A 16,591-nucleotide genomic window follows, 5' to 3' on the forward strand; every position below is an offset into this window, starting at 1 on the left:
TATATAATATGATTTGATTATATCCCATTTACAAATTTAGTACTTTTGTATCATATCAATCTTAATGATATGATCAATATCTGTGGGAATTTCATCAAAGTATAAGGTTATGCCATTCTCATTATGTTTTATCTTAATGTCTTTTCCATTAATTAGTGAAACTGCATTTTTCGCTTTGTAATCATTGATTTGCAAATGTAATGAATTACTGTTTAAGTTTAGTATATGAATATACAATGTGTTATTTTTCATAGTAGTAACACCCCAATCTTGAGGAGGAATTATTCCAGCTGTTGTACCATAAACCGATTCTCCATATTTGCCCAACCATTCGCCAATCTCTTTTAAACGAGAAGCAGCCTCTTCTGGAAAACTTCCGTCAGGACCAGGACCAACATTAAGTAATAGGTTTGCACCCATACCAACATTTCTTAAAAGGAAGTGAATAATATCTTTAGTTGATTTATAGTTGTCATCAACAATATTATACCCCCAGGTATTGTTCATAGTCTGGCACGACTCTAAAGGTAGTTTGCTAACTTGTTGACCTTCAGAATAACCTGCAGTATTTTCTCCAGGAAGATCGCGTTCAAAAATCTGAAAATCTTCACCCTCTTTAATCTCTTTATGATGATTATTAGCAATTAAACAGTGAGGTTGAATTGAGTGAATAAGTCTGTATTGCTCCTCTAATTGCCAATCAAAGTCTGGTTTATCCCATACCCCATCAAACCAAATAGCACCAATTTCTCCATAGTTAGTCAATAACTCAGTTAATTGGTTATTCATAAAAGAGTAGTAACTACTCCAATTCTCTTTTGATTTATCTCTACCACTTTTCTGACCAGTGCCTCCTACAGGGAAATCATCTCTTCCCCAATCAATATGCGAGTAATATAGATGAAGTTTTATTCCTTGTCTATTACACTCCTCTGCAAGTTCTTTAAGAATATCCCTTTTAAAAGGCGTTGCATCAACAATATTGTAATCGGTAAAGTCAGAGTGAAACATCGAAAAGCCATCATGGTGTCTCGAAGTAAAGCATAAATATTTTGCTCCAGACCCCTTTATAATATCAATCCACTCTTTGGCATTAAATTTTGAGGGATAAAAACCTGCGGCAAGTTGCGAATATCTTTTATGTTTAATATCCTGATTTGTCATAACCCACTCTCCGTCGCCCATCATACTATAAATACCCCAATGGATAAAAATTCCAAATTTAGCATCAGCAAACTCTTTTCTGCGTTCTAAATTCTCAGGAGTAGGGGAGTATGGTAACTCTTCGGCTGTAATGTTTAATGATATTATAGCAACTATAAAAAAAACAAATCTTTTAATCATTATTTCTGATTTATATATTTAACCTTATCACAAAGGTACTAATAAGCAACCGAAAAATAAGAAACTTATTCCAATATTTTTTGTGGAAAGTACACATTATAACAGGTTCATATTGGCATAACTTAAAAAAGAATAGTCCACCTCTAATACTTGCCGATACTGGTTGGGACGAGCGTTGATGTTACTTTAAATATAAAAAATGGAGATGAATTACTTCACCTCCATTTTCAGTAATAGTATATCAACTCTATTTTACAATAACTTTATTTACGGTTGAGAAATCATCCTCAATAACTTTTACAATATATATACCGTTTTCAATATCAATAGATGTTGTTCCAATTACCGTAATCGAATTTAATAGTTTGCCCGAAGTTGGAGCATATATATATGCAATACCATTCTCTATGCCTGTAACAACTATTTTATTATCTGTCCCAAATACAGTAACATTAGAGCCCTCAGTATCTTTAATAGAAGTAGAATTGTTGTAAACATTCAACATAAAATCAACAATACCACCACCATTATCCAATATGTTATTAGAATCATCAAAACGGCCACAAGGATCTGTGCTATCCCAATCTAATTTATAACGAATCCTATACAAACCTCCAGCGTCAGCAGGAACAGTAAATGCACCTAAAGCACTTGTACCTTGGTTTGAGCCAGTTGCACCACTGCTTGTAACGCCATTAATGTAGTTGAACGAAACAAGTTCCTCCCAATTACCACTACTACCTACATTAAAAACATAGTTTCTGTCCCAATCAACATATACATATTTGTGCATCCATGAACCATTAAACGAGAGAGTAGGGGTAAGAACATCACCAGCGTAGCAGTTTAGAACTTGGTCTGTGTGGTTCTCATAGATAATGCGATGGGGATCTTGAGATAAACCACTAACACTTATCGAAGAAGAACCAGGATAAGTTGAACCTCTTAAAGAGACCTCAGTAAGGTACCTGTTATCATTGCTTCCATCAGTTCTGTCAGTTCTTCTCAAAGTCTCTGTCGGCTCGCAATACTCTTTTTTATTAGTAGAGACAACAACTTTTGCCCCAGCACTATTTGAGGTAAATGAACCATAATAAATACCATCGTTCTCTTCCATCACAATATCAAAGCCATTCACATTTACATTGTCAAGAAGGTACTCGTCATCAATACTAACAACTATTGAGAAAGTAGCGTCACTTGCAATAATATCTTTATTTGCAAGTTCATTTCCATCCGTATCTGTTATGATAACAGAACATCCACCACCTTTCGAAATATTAAGTTTAGGCTCTGCTGCAGGAAGAGCAGTAGAATTTACTCTAAAAGTAAATAATGTACCACGTTTTCTTGCTTTGCAAGGACCACCACCTAATGAGTTGTGGGCAGGAGCCTCACCTGAGCAAATTCTTATGCCAAAGCAACCAGTTCCAACATTTTCAGGAACAATAATATCGGTTTGCTTATTAGTAACTTGAGAGCCTGGATTGTTAAATAGTTCGTATGCTTCATCACTTCCTTCGCTCCAAGTACCATCCATATTCCAGTCAATATAGGCAATACCTTGAGCCCAAGTTGTGTGCATTGCACCCGAAACAAAAATCTTTATTGTATCTCCAGGACATACGTCAGCAATACACGACTCCGAAAGGTCAGTTATAGAAGCTGATTTAGTAAAGTTAAAGGCTGTAACGCTATTCACCATTACATAACCTTCTGTAATACCATAATGATCTCCATCTCCATTATTTGGAGTGGTGCCTTCACAATATTCGGGGAATTTAGGCTCAACCTTCATTGTAAGTTCAAGATCTTGATTAAGACCTGTAATAGGTAATGGGTTATTTGATGTCATGGTTGCACCATAAGGAATACCATCTTTATACCATTGAACAAACTGATAACCACCTGCAGGTACACAAGTAATATCAACATTTGTACCAGCAGCATATTTGCCATCTGCGTCTGGGGCGGGAGATAAGGTAAATGTTGCAGCTCCAGTTACATTTGATAGAGCTGAAACAGAGAATCTTTCGTTGTCATTTGGAGCAACAGTAATCATAAGGTCATAAGCAATACCTGTACCTACAGCAGAACAAGCATCATCAGCTGTAATTGCACTATCACTTATAATAACCCTTACATATATATTACCCGAAACGGCTGTTTCAGGAACAGCAATAGAAATATTTTCACTATCTTCAATAGCTCCAATAAACTCTTCAGTCTCGAACGAGTGGTTGTTATTCCAATCGGCCCAGGCAGCAATATTTTTGTTGCTAAAGTTTGCATTAGCCTCTTTTATCGCACTTAAATTGAAAGAAGTTAGGCGTTTAGTATTAATACCACCTAAAATAGAGTAACGATAGAAGTTTGCTCCTGGGTCATTAGCCTCGGTAAAGTAATTTAAACTTGTTCCTCCTTGAGGAGTAATTGAAATAGAACTGAACCAGGCATCAGGAGTTGTTCCGGTTGGCTCGCAGAATACAAGTTCTTTAAATTTAGCAATCAAACCTATGCTGAATTCTGCGGAGAATGTAAATTCCTCGCTTTCGCTTAAAATACCACCGGTCTCTTTGCTATACCAACCATCAAACTCATAACCATTATTAGGAGAAGCCAAAGCTGTAACTTTAGTACCATTATTAACTTTAACTTCAGTGCCTTCAATACCTTTAAATCTAATAGCTCCCCATCCGCTTTGACCATCGCTACCTGATATCGTAATAATAGGTCTTTCAACATATTGCGAAATTTCCATAGGAATATTCAATACCATACCATCGGTAACATCATCGCAACTTGCAAATTCAGGTTCAGCAGGAGCATCATCAGGATTGTTAGCCTTGATTCTTATAGCACAAGACGAAACATTAGTTCCTGCAGGAACGGTAATCTCTTTTGAATATTCAATAGTTTTACCATTTACGGTTCCCTCCAAACGACCTAAATATTCGCCATCCGATACAAACTCTTTATCAGCATTGAAATCAACATAAACATCTAAAGCCCAAACTTTATTTGATCTTGAAGAAGATTTTTGAACAATATTCAATGTAAATGGAGAACCTGCTTCAGCAACAATTGCTTGAGAGTTATATTTTGTGTATATATTTTCGGGAACACCATCAAATTCGGCATTGATATTCATTGATGCACCAGTAGTAGAAACTGTCGATATATATCTTGATGTAGTTTTCGTTCCATTTACTTTGCAGTAATCAGTAACCGAGCGAGGATCTGGAGAGTTGCTAATAACAATATCATCAATATAAATATCTAAATCTCCATTGATTCTACCCAATGCACTTTCGCAATCAGGATATAAAACCAAACGGTCAATCTCTAAATTACTTCCTTTAATAGCAAATACAGCATCACTCCATGCATTTGCACGAGATTCTGATTGAGAAAGTTTCTCAAATTGCATAACTTCTGAGCCAGTATTTTTCCCTCTCAAAAGTATTCTACTTGCAACTGGTTTGTGAATAAAAATGTGTACATATTGAGTTTGAGTTGTTAAATTAAATGGACGTTCCAATTTAATTTCAACACCATTCCTATCTCCTGCATAATAGGGCCTTATTACATGTAAAACCTTTTCTGAAGAGTTCATATCATCTAAATAGGGGTTATCAATAACCATTGGGGTATTTGAACATCTACCATCATTAAAAGGAGAATCTTCCCAAGTATCAACAAACTCTATTCCCGAACTTGAGCCGTCCTCAAACGAAGACAACACTATTTGAGCATTTGCCACTGAGGCAAACATCCCTAAAAATAGGACAACTATATAATATTTAAACTTTTTCATATTTGTTATGTTGTTTCGTTATTAATATATTGAGATTCTGCTGATAAGAGGACACTCCTTACTATCAGTGATTTTAATTCTAACTTTTTGAGTAGTAATAGGAGAAGATAATGTTATAATTCTCTTATGACCTATTGTAGTTGTCTCTTCAGTTGTAGATTGTTTAGCCCAACTTGAACCATTCCAAGTATAAACTTCAAACCCTTTTACACGTTGACCTTTTCTAATATATTCACCTAAACGAATATATTTTACCTGTTTTGATGAACCAAGATCAATGTCAATATGTCCTGTTTTCTCTCCATCTTCAAGAGCCCAATATGTTTCAGGATTGTTGTCGGTAACATTAGAAGCCGCAAATTTACCAGAAACAGAACTACTTCTTTCTGCTGATGCTGTAGCGGTTTTATTTAAAGCAAGGTCAGTGCCAAAAGCGTTATCAATAAGAGTCTTGAACTGATGCATTATACTTACTGTTTGATCAGATAGACTTCCTGATTTATTTGGAGGAAAGTTTAGAATAAGATTTGCATTTCTACCCACTGTATGCATATAGATGGTAAATAGTTCTTGAGCCGATTTAAGTTGGCTGTCAGAGAATGTCCAGAACCATCCAGGTCCATTTTTAGCATCAGCCTCACCAGGTAGCCAACGCCATCCGTTTTCTTCTCCATATTCATTACCACTACCATCGCCATTATATCCGTTATCATATAAACTCCAAGAGGTTTCACCAGCCCAACCTTCTTCATTTCCAATCCAGTGGCAGTCTTGATCCCAACCCCATATAGCACAATCGGGTTGAAGATCTTTAATCATTTTAAAAGCGTTAGGAAAGTCGTAATATGTAGCAGCATCTATACTGCGACTCTCTCTTGCACCTCCATAGTATCCGTCTCCACCATTTGCACCATCAAACCACATCTCAAATATATCTCCGTAGTTTGTACAAATTTCACGAATTTGTTCATGGAAAGCCTCAACATATCCAGCACGACCATATTCTGCATGATTTCTATCCCAAGGAGAGATATATGCTCCAAATTTTAGACCCTGTTTTGCACACTCTTCCGAAAGCATTTTAGGTATATCTACATTTCCGTTTGTAGTGGTGTTGTTTTTAGTTGAGTGGTTTGTTGTGTTAGTAAACCAAGTACAGAAACCATCGTGATGTTTACATGTTAGGATAATACCCTTACAGCCTATGTTCTTAATTTCAGTTACCCACTGTTCCACGTTTATGGCAGAAGTAGGACTGAAAGTATTAATACTTTCATCTCCATATCCCCATTCTCTACCAGTAAAGGTGTTAATACCAAAGTGCATAAAGGCGTAAAATTCCATGTCATGCCATTTTAATTGAGTCTCTGTCGGAACAGGGAACACTGGTAAGGGTTCATTTACGTCCGAAGAGATATCACATAGCGTTGTCTGTTGAGCAAACGCACTTCCTGTTGTAAATGCAACAAGAAGAAGTAAAAATAATCTCTTAAAGTTCATAATTACATTTATTTAGATAATATTATTTAATAAGCATAAAAAAACCGTAAAAAACAGTTATTTGTTAGTCAAAAGTATCTTTATTTATCTCATATTCACGCTCTGACGATAAATATAACAAAAAATAAAATACAAAAAACAACCTTTAATTTTATTCACAATACTTTAAGTATTTTTTTGAAATCATCTAATAATTAGCCAACAACAGATATTTAAATAGCATGAGTAATATGTCTTACCTCATAAATATTTTTCATACCTCTTATATCCTCTTCAACGTCTTTAAGTTCGTTAATAGAGTGAACATAGAAAACAATGATACAATCAATAATATCATCTTCGGTAGTACTTTTTATACTTTCAATGCTTAACAGGTTTTTTTGCGATATTTCTGTAATCAAATCCAGTAAGAAGCCATCCCTATTTACCGCTTTAATAAATATAGTAACAGGATATGTCTTTTCAGATGGATATAAACTGACATTCTCAATAATATCGCCTTGTTGTGCGGCAACCGAAATGGCAGTAGGACAGTTACATTTATGAATAGTAACAGTATTATCATCATGTCTGAATCCAATAACCTCATCTCCGGGTAGAGGCTCACAATTAGGACATAAAATATATTGTGTACCCACTTCTCCTTTTTTTGCTTTTTCTCTTCTCAAGTATTGTTTGATATATTGTATAGCCTTGTAGGTTACAACGTGGTCTAACCAAAACTCTTTTGGATGGTGACTTGTTTCTGAACCAATTCTTACTCTGTCACCATGTTGAAGTTTAGTAAATATCGATTTTAATTTATCATTAATTATAGCATATTGAGCATGCTCTCCAATGTTAGAGTGAATTTCATAAGCAAAGTCTAATGCACTTGCACCACTTGGTAAAATAAATTGAGTACCATTTGGAGAGAAAACAACAATATCATCATTGTAGAAAGTTCTGATAACGCTCTCAATACTAAAACCGCTCTCTTTGCCATGGAACGAAATATCTTTAAGAATATCGCGGAATTTTGCAATCCATCCCTCAACACCAGTTTCTCGTTCAACAAGACATCCATAATACGATCTCTCACGCATACTGGTCGATTGAATATGCACCTCCATCCATCTGCCTTCGTTTCCCATAAGTTTGCAGTGGAGGCTATGGTAGCCATTTTCTTTAGGAGTGTCAATATAGTTATTTAAACTACCAGGTTTTTCAATATAAAGGTCGGTAAGTATAGAGTATATTCTCAAAGCCAAACGCTTTTCTGTAAGACCTAACTCTTCCCAATTTTCAAAAGTGATATTAATAACCCTAATATGTTCAACCTCTTTAAAAGATATATTTTTTGAGTGCATTTTACTCCATATAGAATAAACGGTACGTTTATCGCAGTCTATTTGAGCTTTAATGCCGTTCTCTTCAAGTCTCTCTTCAATCTTTCTAATCCATTTTCTGGCAGCAGAAGCATGAGCCTCAGCATAGTTGTCTATCTGTTTCTTTATATCTTCATATTCATGAGGCGAACGATATTGAAGACTTAAATTCTCCAACTCCGATTTAACCTTATACAAACCAAGACGATTTGCAAGTGGAGCATAAAAGTAGTCGGTTTCACCAGCAATCTTAATCTGTTTTTCAGGTTTCATTGATTTAAGCGTACGCATATTATGCAAGCGGTCAGAAAGTTTAATCAACAATGCACGAATATCGTAATGTATTGAGTTTAACATCTGTTGAAAATTATCAACCTGTTTCGAAGTCTCATACTTATCCCTCTTCTTTTTGGTAAGTACGTCAACCAAAAAGGCAATATCACTGCCAAACCCTGCTTTAATCTCCTCAATAGTATGGTTGGTATCCTCAACTACATCGTGTAGTAGGGCTGCAATAATAGGATTAACACCCAATTTCAACTCATCACAAACAATTGAAGCAACAGCCAGAGGGTGAGTAATGTATGGGTCTCCTGCTTTTCTTTTTTGGTTAATATGGGCCATCTCAGCAAATGCAAAACCTTTGCGAATAAGGCTCATCTCTTCCTCTGAAAAACGTTTAGCAGCATTGGCAAAGAATGTATCTCTTTGATTCCTTACCATATCTCTATATTTCTCGTAACATTCCATATATATAATTGTTATATTCCTATTTTGTATTAATATTGCTCTTCGTCAATTATAAAATTTAAGAAATCGTTTAGAGGTTTGGTGTAACTAAAATACTTACATACCTTATCAATCCAATCTTTTTCAAAAAAGAATTTATCTGGCATATATTTTACCACTCCAAAATCTTTAAGTTTAAGTAACTCAGGATATTCAAAACTCTTATCAAAACCCAAAGGAAGTTTTTTTAAAGAGTTCTCAAAATTCAAACCGCCAAAACATTCAATAAAATTTTTATCATTAATAATATCTCTAAATTCCTCTATATTATCGTAAATGGCACGTCTCTCGGCCTTCAAAAGAGCAGAAGAAGGAAACCATAAACCTGCACATATCATAGATTTGCCAGGTTCAATATGCAGATAGTATCCTGCTCTATCAAGTTTTTTCCCAAACTTTGTCATAAAAGCACCAAAGTTTGTTTTGTATGGAGTCTTGTCAAAAGAGAATCTCATGTCTCTATATATTCTATAAACGCAACGTTCCACCGACAAGCCTTTTAATTCATCATCAAACGCACTCATATTTGACAGAAGAACTCTTATATCATTCTCAAATTCAGTTTTAATATTAACAAATCGGTGCTTGTTTAGAGCAAACCATTCACGATTATTGTTAATAGACAATTCAGATAAAAATTTAAAAGTATCATTATTCATTCTCTTGCGTTTATATATAACTGACCGAAAATCAATCAAGTAAATAAGAGTATAATGTTAGTGCTGTTATAAAACAAAAAACATTAACCCATTTTACAAAATGTGCAGTAAAGATAAATAAAAATTTTTTTTAAAATTATTACCAACACAACATATTTTTTTGAAAATTGATTATCTTATAGTAACTTCGCACGGAATTTAATAAAAGCACTTAATTGATAGATAATTTCAGTTAATAGAAAAACACAATATGGAAGAACAATTAAAAGATTCTCTCCCTGAAAACGCGTTTAGGGAGTTAAACAAAGGCGAAGAGTATAAACCTGTAATGTCGCCTGACAAAAATTACAGAGAAGTTACTCCATGGTCAGTAACGTGGGGAATTTTAATGGCAATACTCTTTTCAGCAGCGGCTGCATATCTTGGATTAAAAGTAGGACAAGTATTTGAAGCAGCAATACCCATTGCCATAATTGCCGTAGGATTATCAAAAGCGACAAAACGTAAAAATGCTTTAGGCGAGAATGTCCTAATTCAATCAATTGGAGCATGCTCAGGAAATGTAGTAGCAGGAGCAATATTTACATTACCAGCACTCTATATGCTCGATTTGGATGCCTCTTTTATGCAAATATTCTTAAGTTCACTATTAGGAGGAATTTTAGGAATACTATTCTTAATTCCATTTAGAAAATACTTTGTTTCTGATATGCACGGAAAATATCCTTTCCCCGAAGCAACAGCAACAACACAAATATTAATCTCAGGACAAAAGAAAGGGAACCAAGCAAAACCTCTTATAATAGCGGGATTAATAGGAGGATTGTATGACTTTATATTATCAACATTTGGATGGTGGAGCGAAGTTTTGACAACTCGAGTACTGCCTTTTGGTGAGGTTATAGCAGATAAAGCAAAAGCCGTATTTAAAATAAATACAGGAGCAGCAGTATTAGGATTAGGTTACATAGTAGGACTAAAATACTGTACAATAATCTGTGCAGGTTCAATATTTGTATGGTTTATCTTGATACCTGGAATGGGATGGCTGTTTGGAGATGTAATGCTATCAACAGGAGTAGCCGAAGCGATTAAACCTTTAGGCGCAATGTCGCCAGAGGAGTTATTCTCAAACTATGCACGATACATTGGTATCGGAGGTATAGCAATGGCAGGATTAATTGGAATTATAAAATCGTGGGGAGTGATCAAAGGTGCAGTGTCATTGGCAGGTCGTGAATTAAAAGGAAAAACAACACAAGTTGCAGTTGCTGTAAAACGTACCGACCGTGACCTGTCAATGAAGTTCATTGTAATATCAGCAATAATTACTCTTATAGCAATGTTATTGTTCTTCTATTTTGGAATAATAAGCAATCCACTTCAAGCAATAATAGCCTTTATAGTGGTAGCGGTAATAGCATTCCTATTTACAACAGTAGCCGCAAATGCAATAGCCATTGTAGGAACAAACCCAGTATCAGGAATGACTTTGATGACACTTGTAATATCATCAGTAATATTGGTTGCCGTTGGTCTTAATGGCGAAAAAGGAATGTTGGCTGCCTTGATAATTGGAGGAGTAGTATGTACCGCACTATCAACTGCAGGAGGATTTGTAACTGACCTTAAAATAGGATATTGGTTAGGCTCAACACCACGAAAGCAAGAGAGTTGGAAATTCCTTGGAACACTTGTTTCGGCTGTAACAGTAGGTGGCGTAATAATGATATTAGATAAAACATACGGATGGACAGGCGAAGGAGCATTAGTTGCACCTCAGGCAAATGCAATGAAAGCCGTAATTGAGCCAATGATGTCGGGGCAAGGAGCGCCATGGTTGCTTTATGGAATAGGAGCAGCAATAGCACTATTATTGACATTCCTTAAAGTACCAGCGTTGGCATTTGCGTTAGGAATGTTCATTCCTTTAGAGTTGAACACTCCACTTGTAGTAGGAGGATTAATAAGTTGGTTTGTAAGCACACGTTCAAAGGATAGCGAACTAAACAAAGCACGACAAGAAAGAGGAACACTGCTTGCATCAGGATTTATAGCAGGAGGAGCATTAATGGGAGTAATAAGTGCTGCAATGAAATTTGGAGGATTTGAGTACACAACACCTGTTGGCGATACACTTGCACAAATCATAGGATTAGTAGTATATATAGCACTAATTGGATACCTTATTTGGGATAGTATGCGTGCAAAAAAAGAGGAAGCATAAGCTATCAATATAAATGAATAAAGTAATAGAAAATATAAAAAAACTTTGCCCCCTCTCCGATAAAACAATATCGGAGTTGGAGGCAAAAGTTGTAAAATGCCACTTCCCTAAAAGACACAAATTAGTAGAGGCTGGAGTATTTACGCACTATGCCTACTTTATAGAAAAGGGTATGACACGTTCATATTGGATGGTTGAAGGCGATGAGATAACCACATCATTCTCTTTTGAAGGCTCAATAGTATTCAGTATGGATGAACTCTATTACGGAAAGCGAAGTGAGGAGTATGTAGAAACGCTCGAAGAGTGTGAAGCATATCGTATCTCATTAACAGACCTAATGCACCTATGGAATACAAATATGGAGTTGTGTATATGGTCGCGAATAATACACCAAAACGAATATCGCCGTCTGCATCGCAGCCATAAAGATAGATTAACATTACCTGCCAAAGAACGATATGAGTCGTTTATTAAGCAATTCCCTAATGTAATAGAGCGTACAAACCTAACATATGTAGCCTCATATTTGGGAATAACACTATCTACACTCAGCCGATTGAGAGCAAGAAAATAATTTGATTTATATCAAATTTATTCTCATATAACACTATTAATTTTGCGGTTTAAACCAAAACAAACAAAACTATGCAAACAAAAGTAGTGGCATCACAAAACTTTGCTGATACCAAACCTCATTACGAACTACTCGATGGCTTACGCGGAGTAGCAGCCATAATGGTTCTAATATATCATATATTTGAAGGCTTTGCCTTTGCCGAAGGAGTGAACGGAGCAGGAGACGGAATAATCCGCACGCTCAATCATGGGCATATAGCGGTCGATTTCTTTTTCATTCTATCAGGATTTGTAATCAGTTATGCATACGACGACCGCTGGAATAAGATGACCTTAGGCGGATTCTTTAAACGACGTTTAATACGTCTGCACCCAATGATTGTAATGGGAGCAATAATAGGAGTAGTTGCCTTTGCTTGTGAAGGATTTAAAACATGGACAGGCGAGACAACTCCAATAGGTTGGGTAATGTTAGCAATGCTCCTAACAATGTTTATGATACCAGCCGTACCGGGAGCATCGTACGAGGTTAGAGGAAACGGCGAAATGTTCCCACTCAACGGGCCCTCTTGGTCGCTATTCTTTGAGTATATAGGCAATATACTATATGCGCTCATCATTCGCCGTTTATCAACAAAACTACTAACATTATTAGTAGTGGTGTTAGGTGTTTTGCATGCATGGTTTTATGTGTTTGACATATCACAATATAACTGCGTAGGAGTAGGGTGGACAATAGATGCCATAAACTTCTGGGGCGGACTACTAAGAATGTTATTCCCTTTTACGGTTGGAATGTTACTTGCACGCACGTTCCGTCCACGTAAAATAAGAGGAGCATTTTGGATTTGTAGCATACTGTTAGTAGTAATATTTGCACTACCATTTATCGAACTAAAACCTGAACTTGTCAGCCTTAACGCGCTATACGAAGTATTATGTATAGCATTCATATTTCCCTTCATAGTATGGATGGGAGCGTGTGGAGGAACAACCGATAACTACACAGGCAAAATAAACAAATTCCTTGGCGATATATCATATCCACTCTACATAGTACACTATCCCATAATGTATGTATTCTATAAGTGGTTAATAAAAGAAGAGTACTACTCATTGCAACAAACATGGGTAATGCCATTAATAGTGGTACTCTCAAGCATAGTATTAGCGTATGCAGTCCTAAAACTGTACGATGAACCAGTTCGCCGTTGGTTATCATCAAAACTAATGAAAAAGTAGGTTGTCATTCGTTTATCAGTATCTTAGATATTTTTGTCATCTTAGTTTCACAACCGATGCCCAAATAAAATAGAGTTGCATGATTTGAAGTGCAACTCTATTTTTATATAATATGAATAATTTGCCCAATTAGTTATCCAAATCTCACTGAATTATTTTAGTAATTTACTTTTGAACTTATTTAAAAAACTACAAATAATATCGCAAGTCTCGGGAATACCCAACAGCGAAGAGTCAATAGAAAGATGATACGATTTGCCATCTCCCCAAGTCTTATCGGTAAAGAAATTATAATATGCCGCTCTCTGTTTGTCATGACGCTTAACAATAGCGGTAGCCTCACGTTCGCTAATCTTGTCACGCGACATAACACGTTCAACCCTTGCCTCCAACGGAGCATGTAAGAAAATATTGATACAGTTAGGGAAATCTCTAAGAACGTAGTCGGCACACCTGCCCACAATAACACAATTACCCTTCTCGCCAATCATCTGGATAACATCCGATTGGCATTTGAAGATATGTTCGCTCGACATAGAACTATTACCATTGTCGCCCAAACCAAACGAAAACCAGTTGCTTGTCAAAATATTGGGAATAGAAAACAGCTCCTTCTCATCAGCCTGTTCAAAACAACTACAATCCAGACCGCTAACCTTAGCAGCCTCATTCATAAGTTCCTTGTCGTAATATTCAAAACCTAAACGTTTAGCAAGCTCCTTGCCAATAACTCTGCCGCCACTACCAAACTGGCGACCTATTGTAATAATAAACTTCTCAGCCATAAAAAAGAGAATAAAAAACTAAACTAAATCACAACATTGCAGTCAAAGAAAAAAACAATGTTATAATCAACCGCTAAAATAAGAAATAAAATTCAAAACCATTCTTAAAAAGCAAAAAAAATAAGTTATCTTCGCAAATTGAATATGAATAAAAACAGAAACAAAATAGTTAGAGTTGTAAAAAGCATTATAATAATCATAATGCTCACAATTACACTGCCCGTAACAGCACAACTCAATACCGACCGAGTAATGAACATCGGTCGCAATGCACTCTATTTCGAAGATTACATATTAGCCATACAATACTTCAATCAAGTAATTAAGGTAAAGCCCTATATGGCAGAGCCATATTTCTTGCGAGGAGCAGCAAAATTAAGTCTCGAAGATTACAAAGGAGCCGAAGAAGATTGCTCAATATGTATCGATTACAACCCCTTTATAATAGGAGCATACCATGTAAGAGGAGTAGCCCGACAAAATTTAGGCAACAACCAAGGAGCAATAGAAGACTACAACAAAGCATTGGAGTATATGCCCGAAGACAAAACCTTCCTCTTGAACAAAGCCATAGCACAAGCTGAAGAGAAGCAATACACACAAGCCGACAGCACCTATGCCAAACTCATAGAGTTGCATCCCAACTATTATAACGCCTATATGAGCAGAAGCCAATATCGCGTACAAAATGCCGATACACTTGGAGCATTAGCCGATGTAGAGCGAGCACTCGAAATCGACAAATACACCTCCTATGCCTATGCACAACGAGCAATGCTTTCATTTATGATCGGAAAAGACAAAGAGGCGTCAATTGCAGATATGGATAAAGCCATAAAGATAGATCCTGCAATTCTGTCATACTACATAAATCGAGCAGTGATGCGATACCACATAAACGATTTACGAGGCTCAATGGCAGACTACAATCATGTAGTAGAAAAAGAACCATCAAACACATTGGCACTCTATAACAGAGGACTGTTAAGAATGCAAGTAGGAGAGTATAACGATGCAATAGAAGACTTCACAAGCCTGCTAAAAGTACGTCCCAACGACATATTTGCAGTATACAACCGCGCAATGTTGTACGACCGTCTATCAATGTATCGCAAAGCAGTAAAAGACTATACCGTGGTAATAGAAGAGTATCCCAACTATGCTCCAGTATATTTTGCACGTTCCGAAGCACTTCGAAAACTTGGAGATATAAAAGGCGGAAAAAAAGACTTTGACAAGGCGATGCAGTTAGAAGAGGAGGCAAAAAACAATGCCACACAAGCCGATACAACCCTGCAAGAAACCGAAAAGGTCAGACGCGAATCAGACAAAAATATAAACAAATTCAACCGACTATTAGTATCCGATGACACCACAATAAAAACTGGATACCAAAGCAACATACGCGGAAGAGTACAAGACAACAAATACAAACTAAAAATAGAACCTCAATTCACACTGACATATTACGAACAACCCTCGCAGTTAAATCTTCCAAAAAAATATTATAGAGAGCTCGATGAACTAAACCGAGCAAGAATACTACCACGACAACTAAAACTAACAAATCATGAGTCAAGTTTAGACTCCCTAAAGATAGCACGACATTTTGCATCCATTGCCGATAACACAAAACTTATCGACATAAACCCAAACAATGCCGTACCATATATGTCGCGAGCAATAGACTTTATGTTAATACAAGACTTTAATGGAGCAATAGAAGACCTGACACGCATAACCTCGGCAAGTAGCGATTTCATATTTGCCTACTTCCTGCGAGCAGTAGTACGATACAAACGCATCGAATACATGCTATCATCAAGCACACTACAAACAATGCCAGGCGCGCACATAGGCGACAATATGCTCTCTGCACCCACGTTAAACAACAAAGCCATAACATTAGAGTACGAGATGGTATTACGCGATTACGACAAAGTAATAGCCATTGATCCCACATTCCCATACTCATACTATAACAGAGCAAACATACGATGTGAACAAAAAGACTTTACAGGAGCATTAGAAGACTACACAAAAGCCATACAACTAAACCCAGACTTTGCCGAAGCCTATTTCAACAGAGCCTTGGTATATACCTATGTAGGGCAGAATGACAAAGCCATCACAGACCTAAGCAAAGCAGGCGAATTAGGAATGGTTCCGGCCTATAATGTCATAAAGTTAATATCAGAGAATTAACTATATATACTCAAAAATAAATAAACCATAAAAGAGTAGTAAAAAACTTACAAAAAACTATTGTTAATCACAAAAAA

At 36.3% G+C, this 16,591-nt stretch carries 10 protein-coding genes; 4 read left to right on the forward strand and 6 right to left on the reverse strand.

Annotated elements, in window-relative coordinates; all coding sequences use genetic code 11:
- Positions 1 to 36 precede the first annotated feature (36 nt).
- The 5 genes from IKK64_03840 to IKK64_03860 form a co-directional block, all read right to left on the reverse strand.
- Complete coding sequence (locus tag IKK64_03840; GenBank protein MBR4119192.1) at positions 37 to 1,344, reverse strand: alpha-L-fucosidase; 1,308 nt, start codon at positions 1,342 to 1,344, stop codon at positions 37 to 39.
- 247 nt (positions 1,345 to 1,591) lie between these two features.
- Complete coding sequence (locus tag IKK64_03845) at positions 1,592 to 5,161, reverse strand: InlB B-repeat-containing protein (GenBank protein MBR4119193.1); 3,570 nt, start codon at positions 5,159 to 5,161, stop codon at positions 1,592 to 1,594.
- A 21-nt stretch (positions 5,162 to 5,182) separates the two neighbouring features.
- Positions 5,183 to 6,661, reverse strand: coding sequence for an alpha-L-fucosidase (locus tag IKK64_03850; protein MBR4119194.1), 1,479 nt, complete (start codon positions 6,659 to 6,661; stop codon positions 5,183 to 5,185).
- Between the two features lie 212 nt (positions 6,662 to 6,873).
- Positions 6,874 to 8,751, reverse strand: a complete 1,878-nt coding sequence (locus IKK64_03855; protein MBR4119195.1) for a bifunctional (p)ppGpp synthetase/guanosine-3',5'-bis(diphosphate) 3'-pyrophosphohydrolase — start codon at positions 8,749 to 8,751, stop codon at positions 6,874 to 6,876.
- A 56-nt stretch (positions 8,752 to 8,807) separates the two neighbouring features.
- Positions 8,808 to 9,476 (reverse strand): DUF2461 domain-containing protein, encoded by a 669-nt coding sequence (locus tag IKK64_03860; protein MBR4119196.1) that lies wholly within the window; start codon positions 9,474 to 9,476, stop codon positions 8,808 to 8,810.
- A gap of 250 nt (positions 9,477 to 9,726) precedes the next feature.
- Between IKK64_03860 and IKK64_03865 the strand changes: the two genes are divergently transcribed.
- The 3 genes from IKK64_03865 to IKK64_03875 all read left to right on the forward strand — a co-directional run bounded on the left by IKK64_03865 (position 9,727) and on the right by IKK64_03875 (position 13,524).
- Positions 9,727 to 11,703: an oligopeptide transporter, OPT family gene (locus IKK64_03865; protein ID MBR4119197.1), complete on the forward strand. Its 1,977-nt coding sequence runs from the start codon at positions 9,727 to 9,729 to the stop codon at positions 11,701 to 11,703.
- Positions 11,704 to 11,716: 13 nt separating this feature from the next.
- Complete coding sequence (locus tag IKK64_03870) at positions 11,717 to 12,280, forward strand: Crp/Fnr family transcriptional regulator (protein MBR4119198.1); 564 nt, start codon at positions 11,717 to 11,719, stop codon at positions 12,278 to 12,280.
- A gap of 71 nt (positions 12,281 to 12,351) precedes the next feature.
- The gene (locus IKK64_03875) at positions 12,352 to 13,524 is read left to right on the forward strand and encodes an acyltransferase (GenBank protein ID MBR4119199.1); all 1,173 of its coding nucleotides are present in this window, start codon (positions 12,352 to 12,354) and stop codon (positions 13,522 to 13,524) included.
- A 152-nt stretch (positions 13,525 to 13,676) separates the two neighbouring features.
- Here IKK64_03875 and IKK64_03880 read toward each other — a convergent pair whose 3' ends face one another.
- Positions 13,677 to 14,309: a cytidylate kinase-like family protein gene (locus tag IKK64_03880; GenBank protein MBR4119200.1), complete on the reverse strand. Its 633-nt coding sequence runs from the start codon at positions 14,307 to 14,309 to the stop codon at positions 13,677 to 13,679.
- A gap of 144 nt (positions 14,310 to 14,453) precedes the next feature.
- Between IKK64_03880 and IKK64_03885 the strand changes: the two genes are divergently transcribed.
- On the forward strand, positions 14,454 to 16,514 hold the full coding sequence (locus tag IKK64_03885; protein ID MBR4119201.1) for a tetratricopeptide repeat protein: 2,061 nt from the start codon (positions 14,454 to 14,456) through the stop codon (positions 16,512 to 16,514).
- Positions 16,515 to 16,591 lie beyond the last annotated feature (77 nt).

This window comes from Bacteroidales bacterium (genome assembly GCA_017521245.1).
In the GTDB taxonomy this organism is placed as follows: Bacteria; Bacteroidota; Bacteroidia; order Bacteroidales; family G3-4614; genus Caccoplasma_A.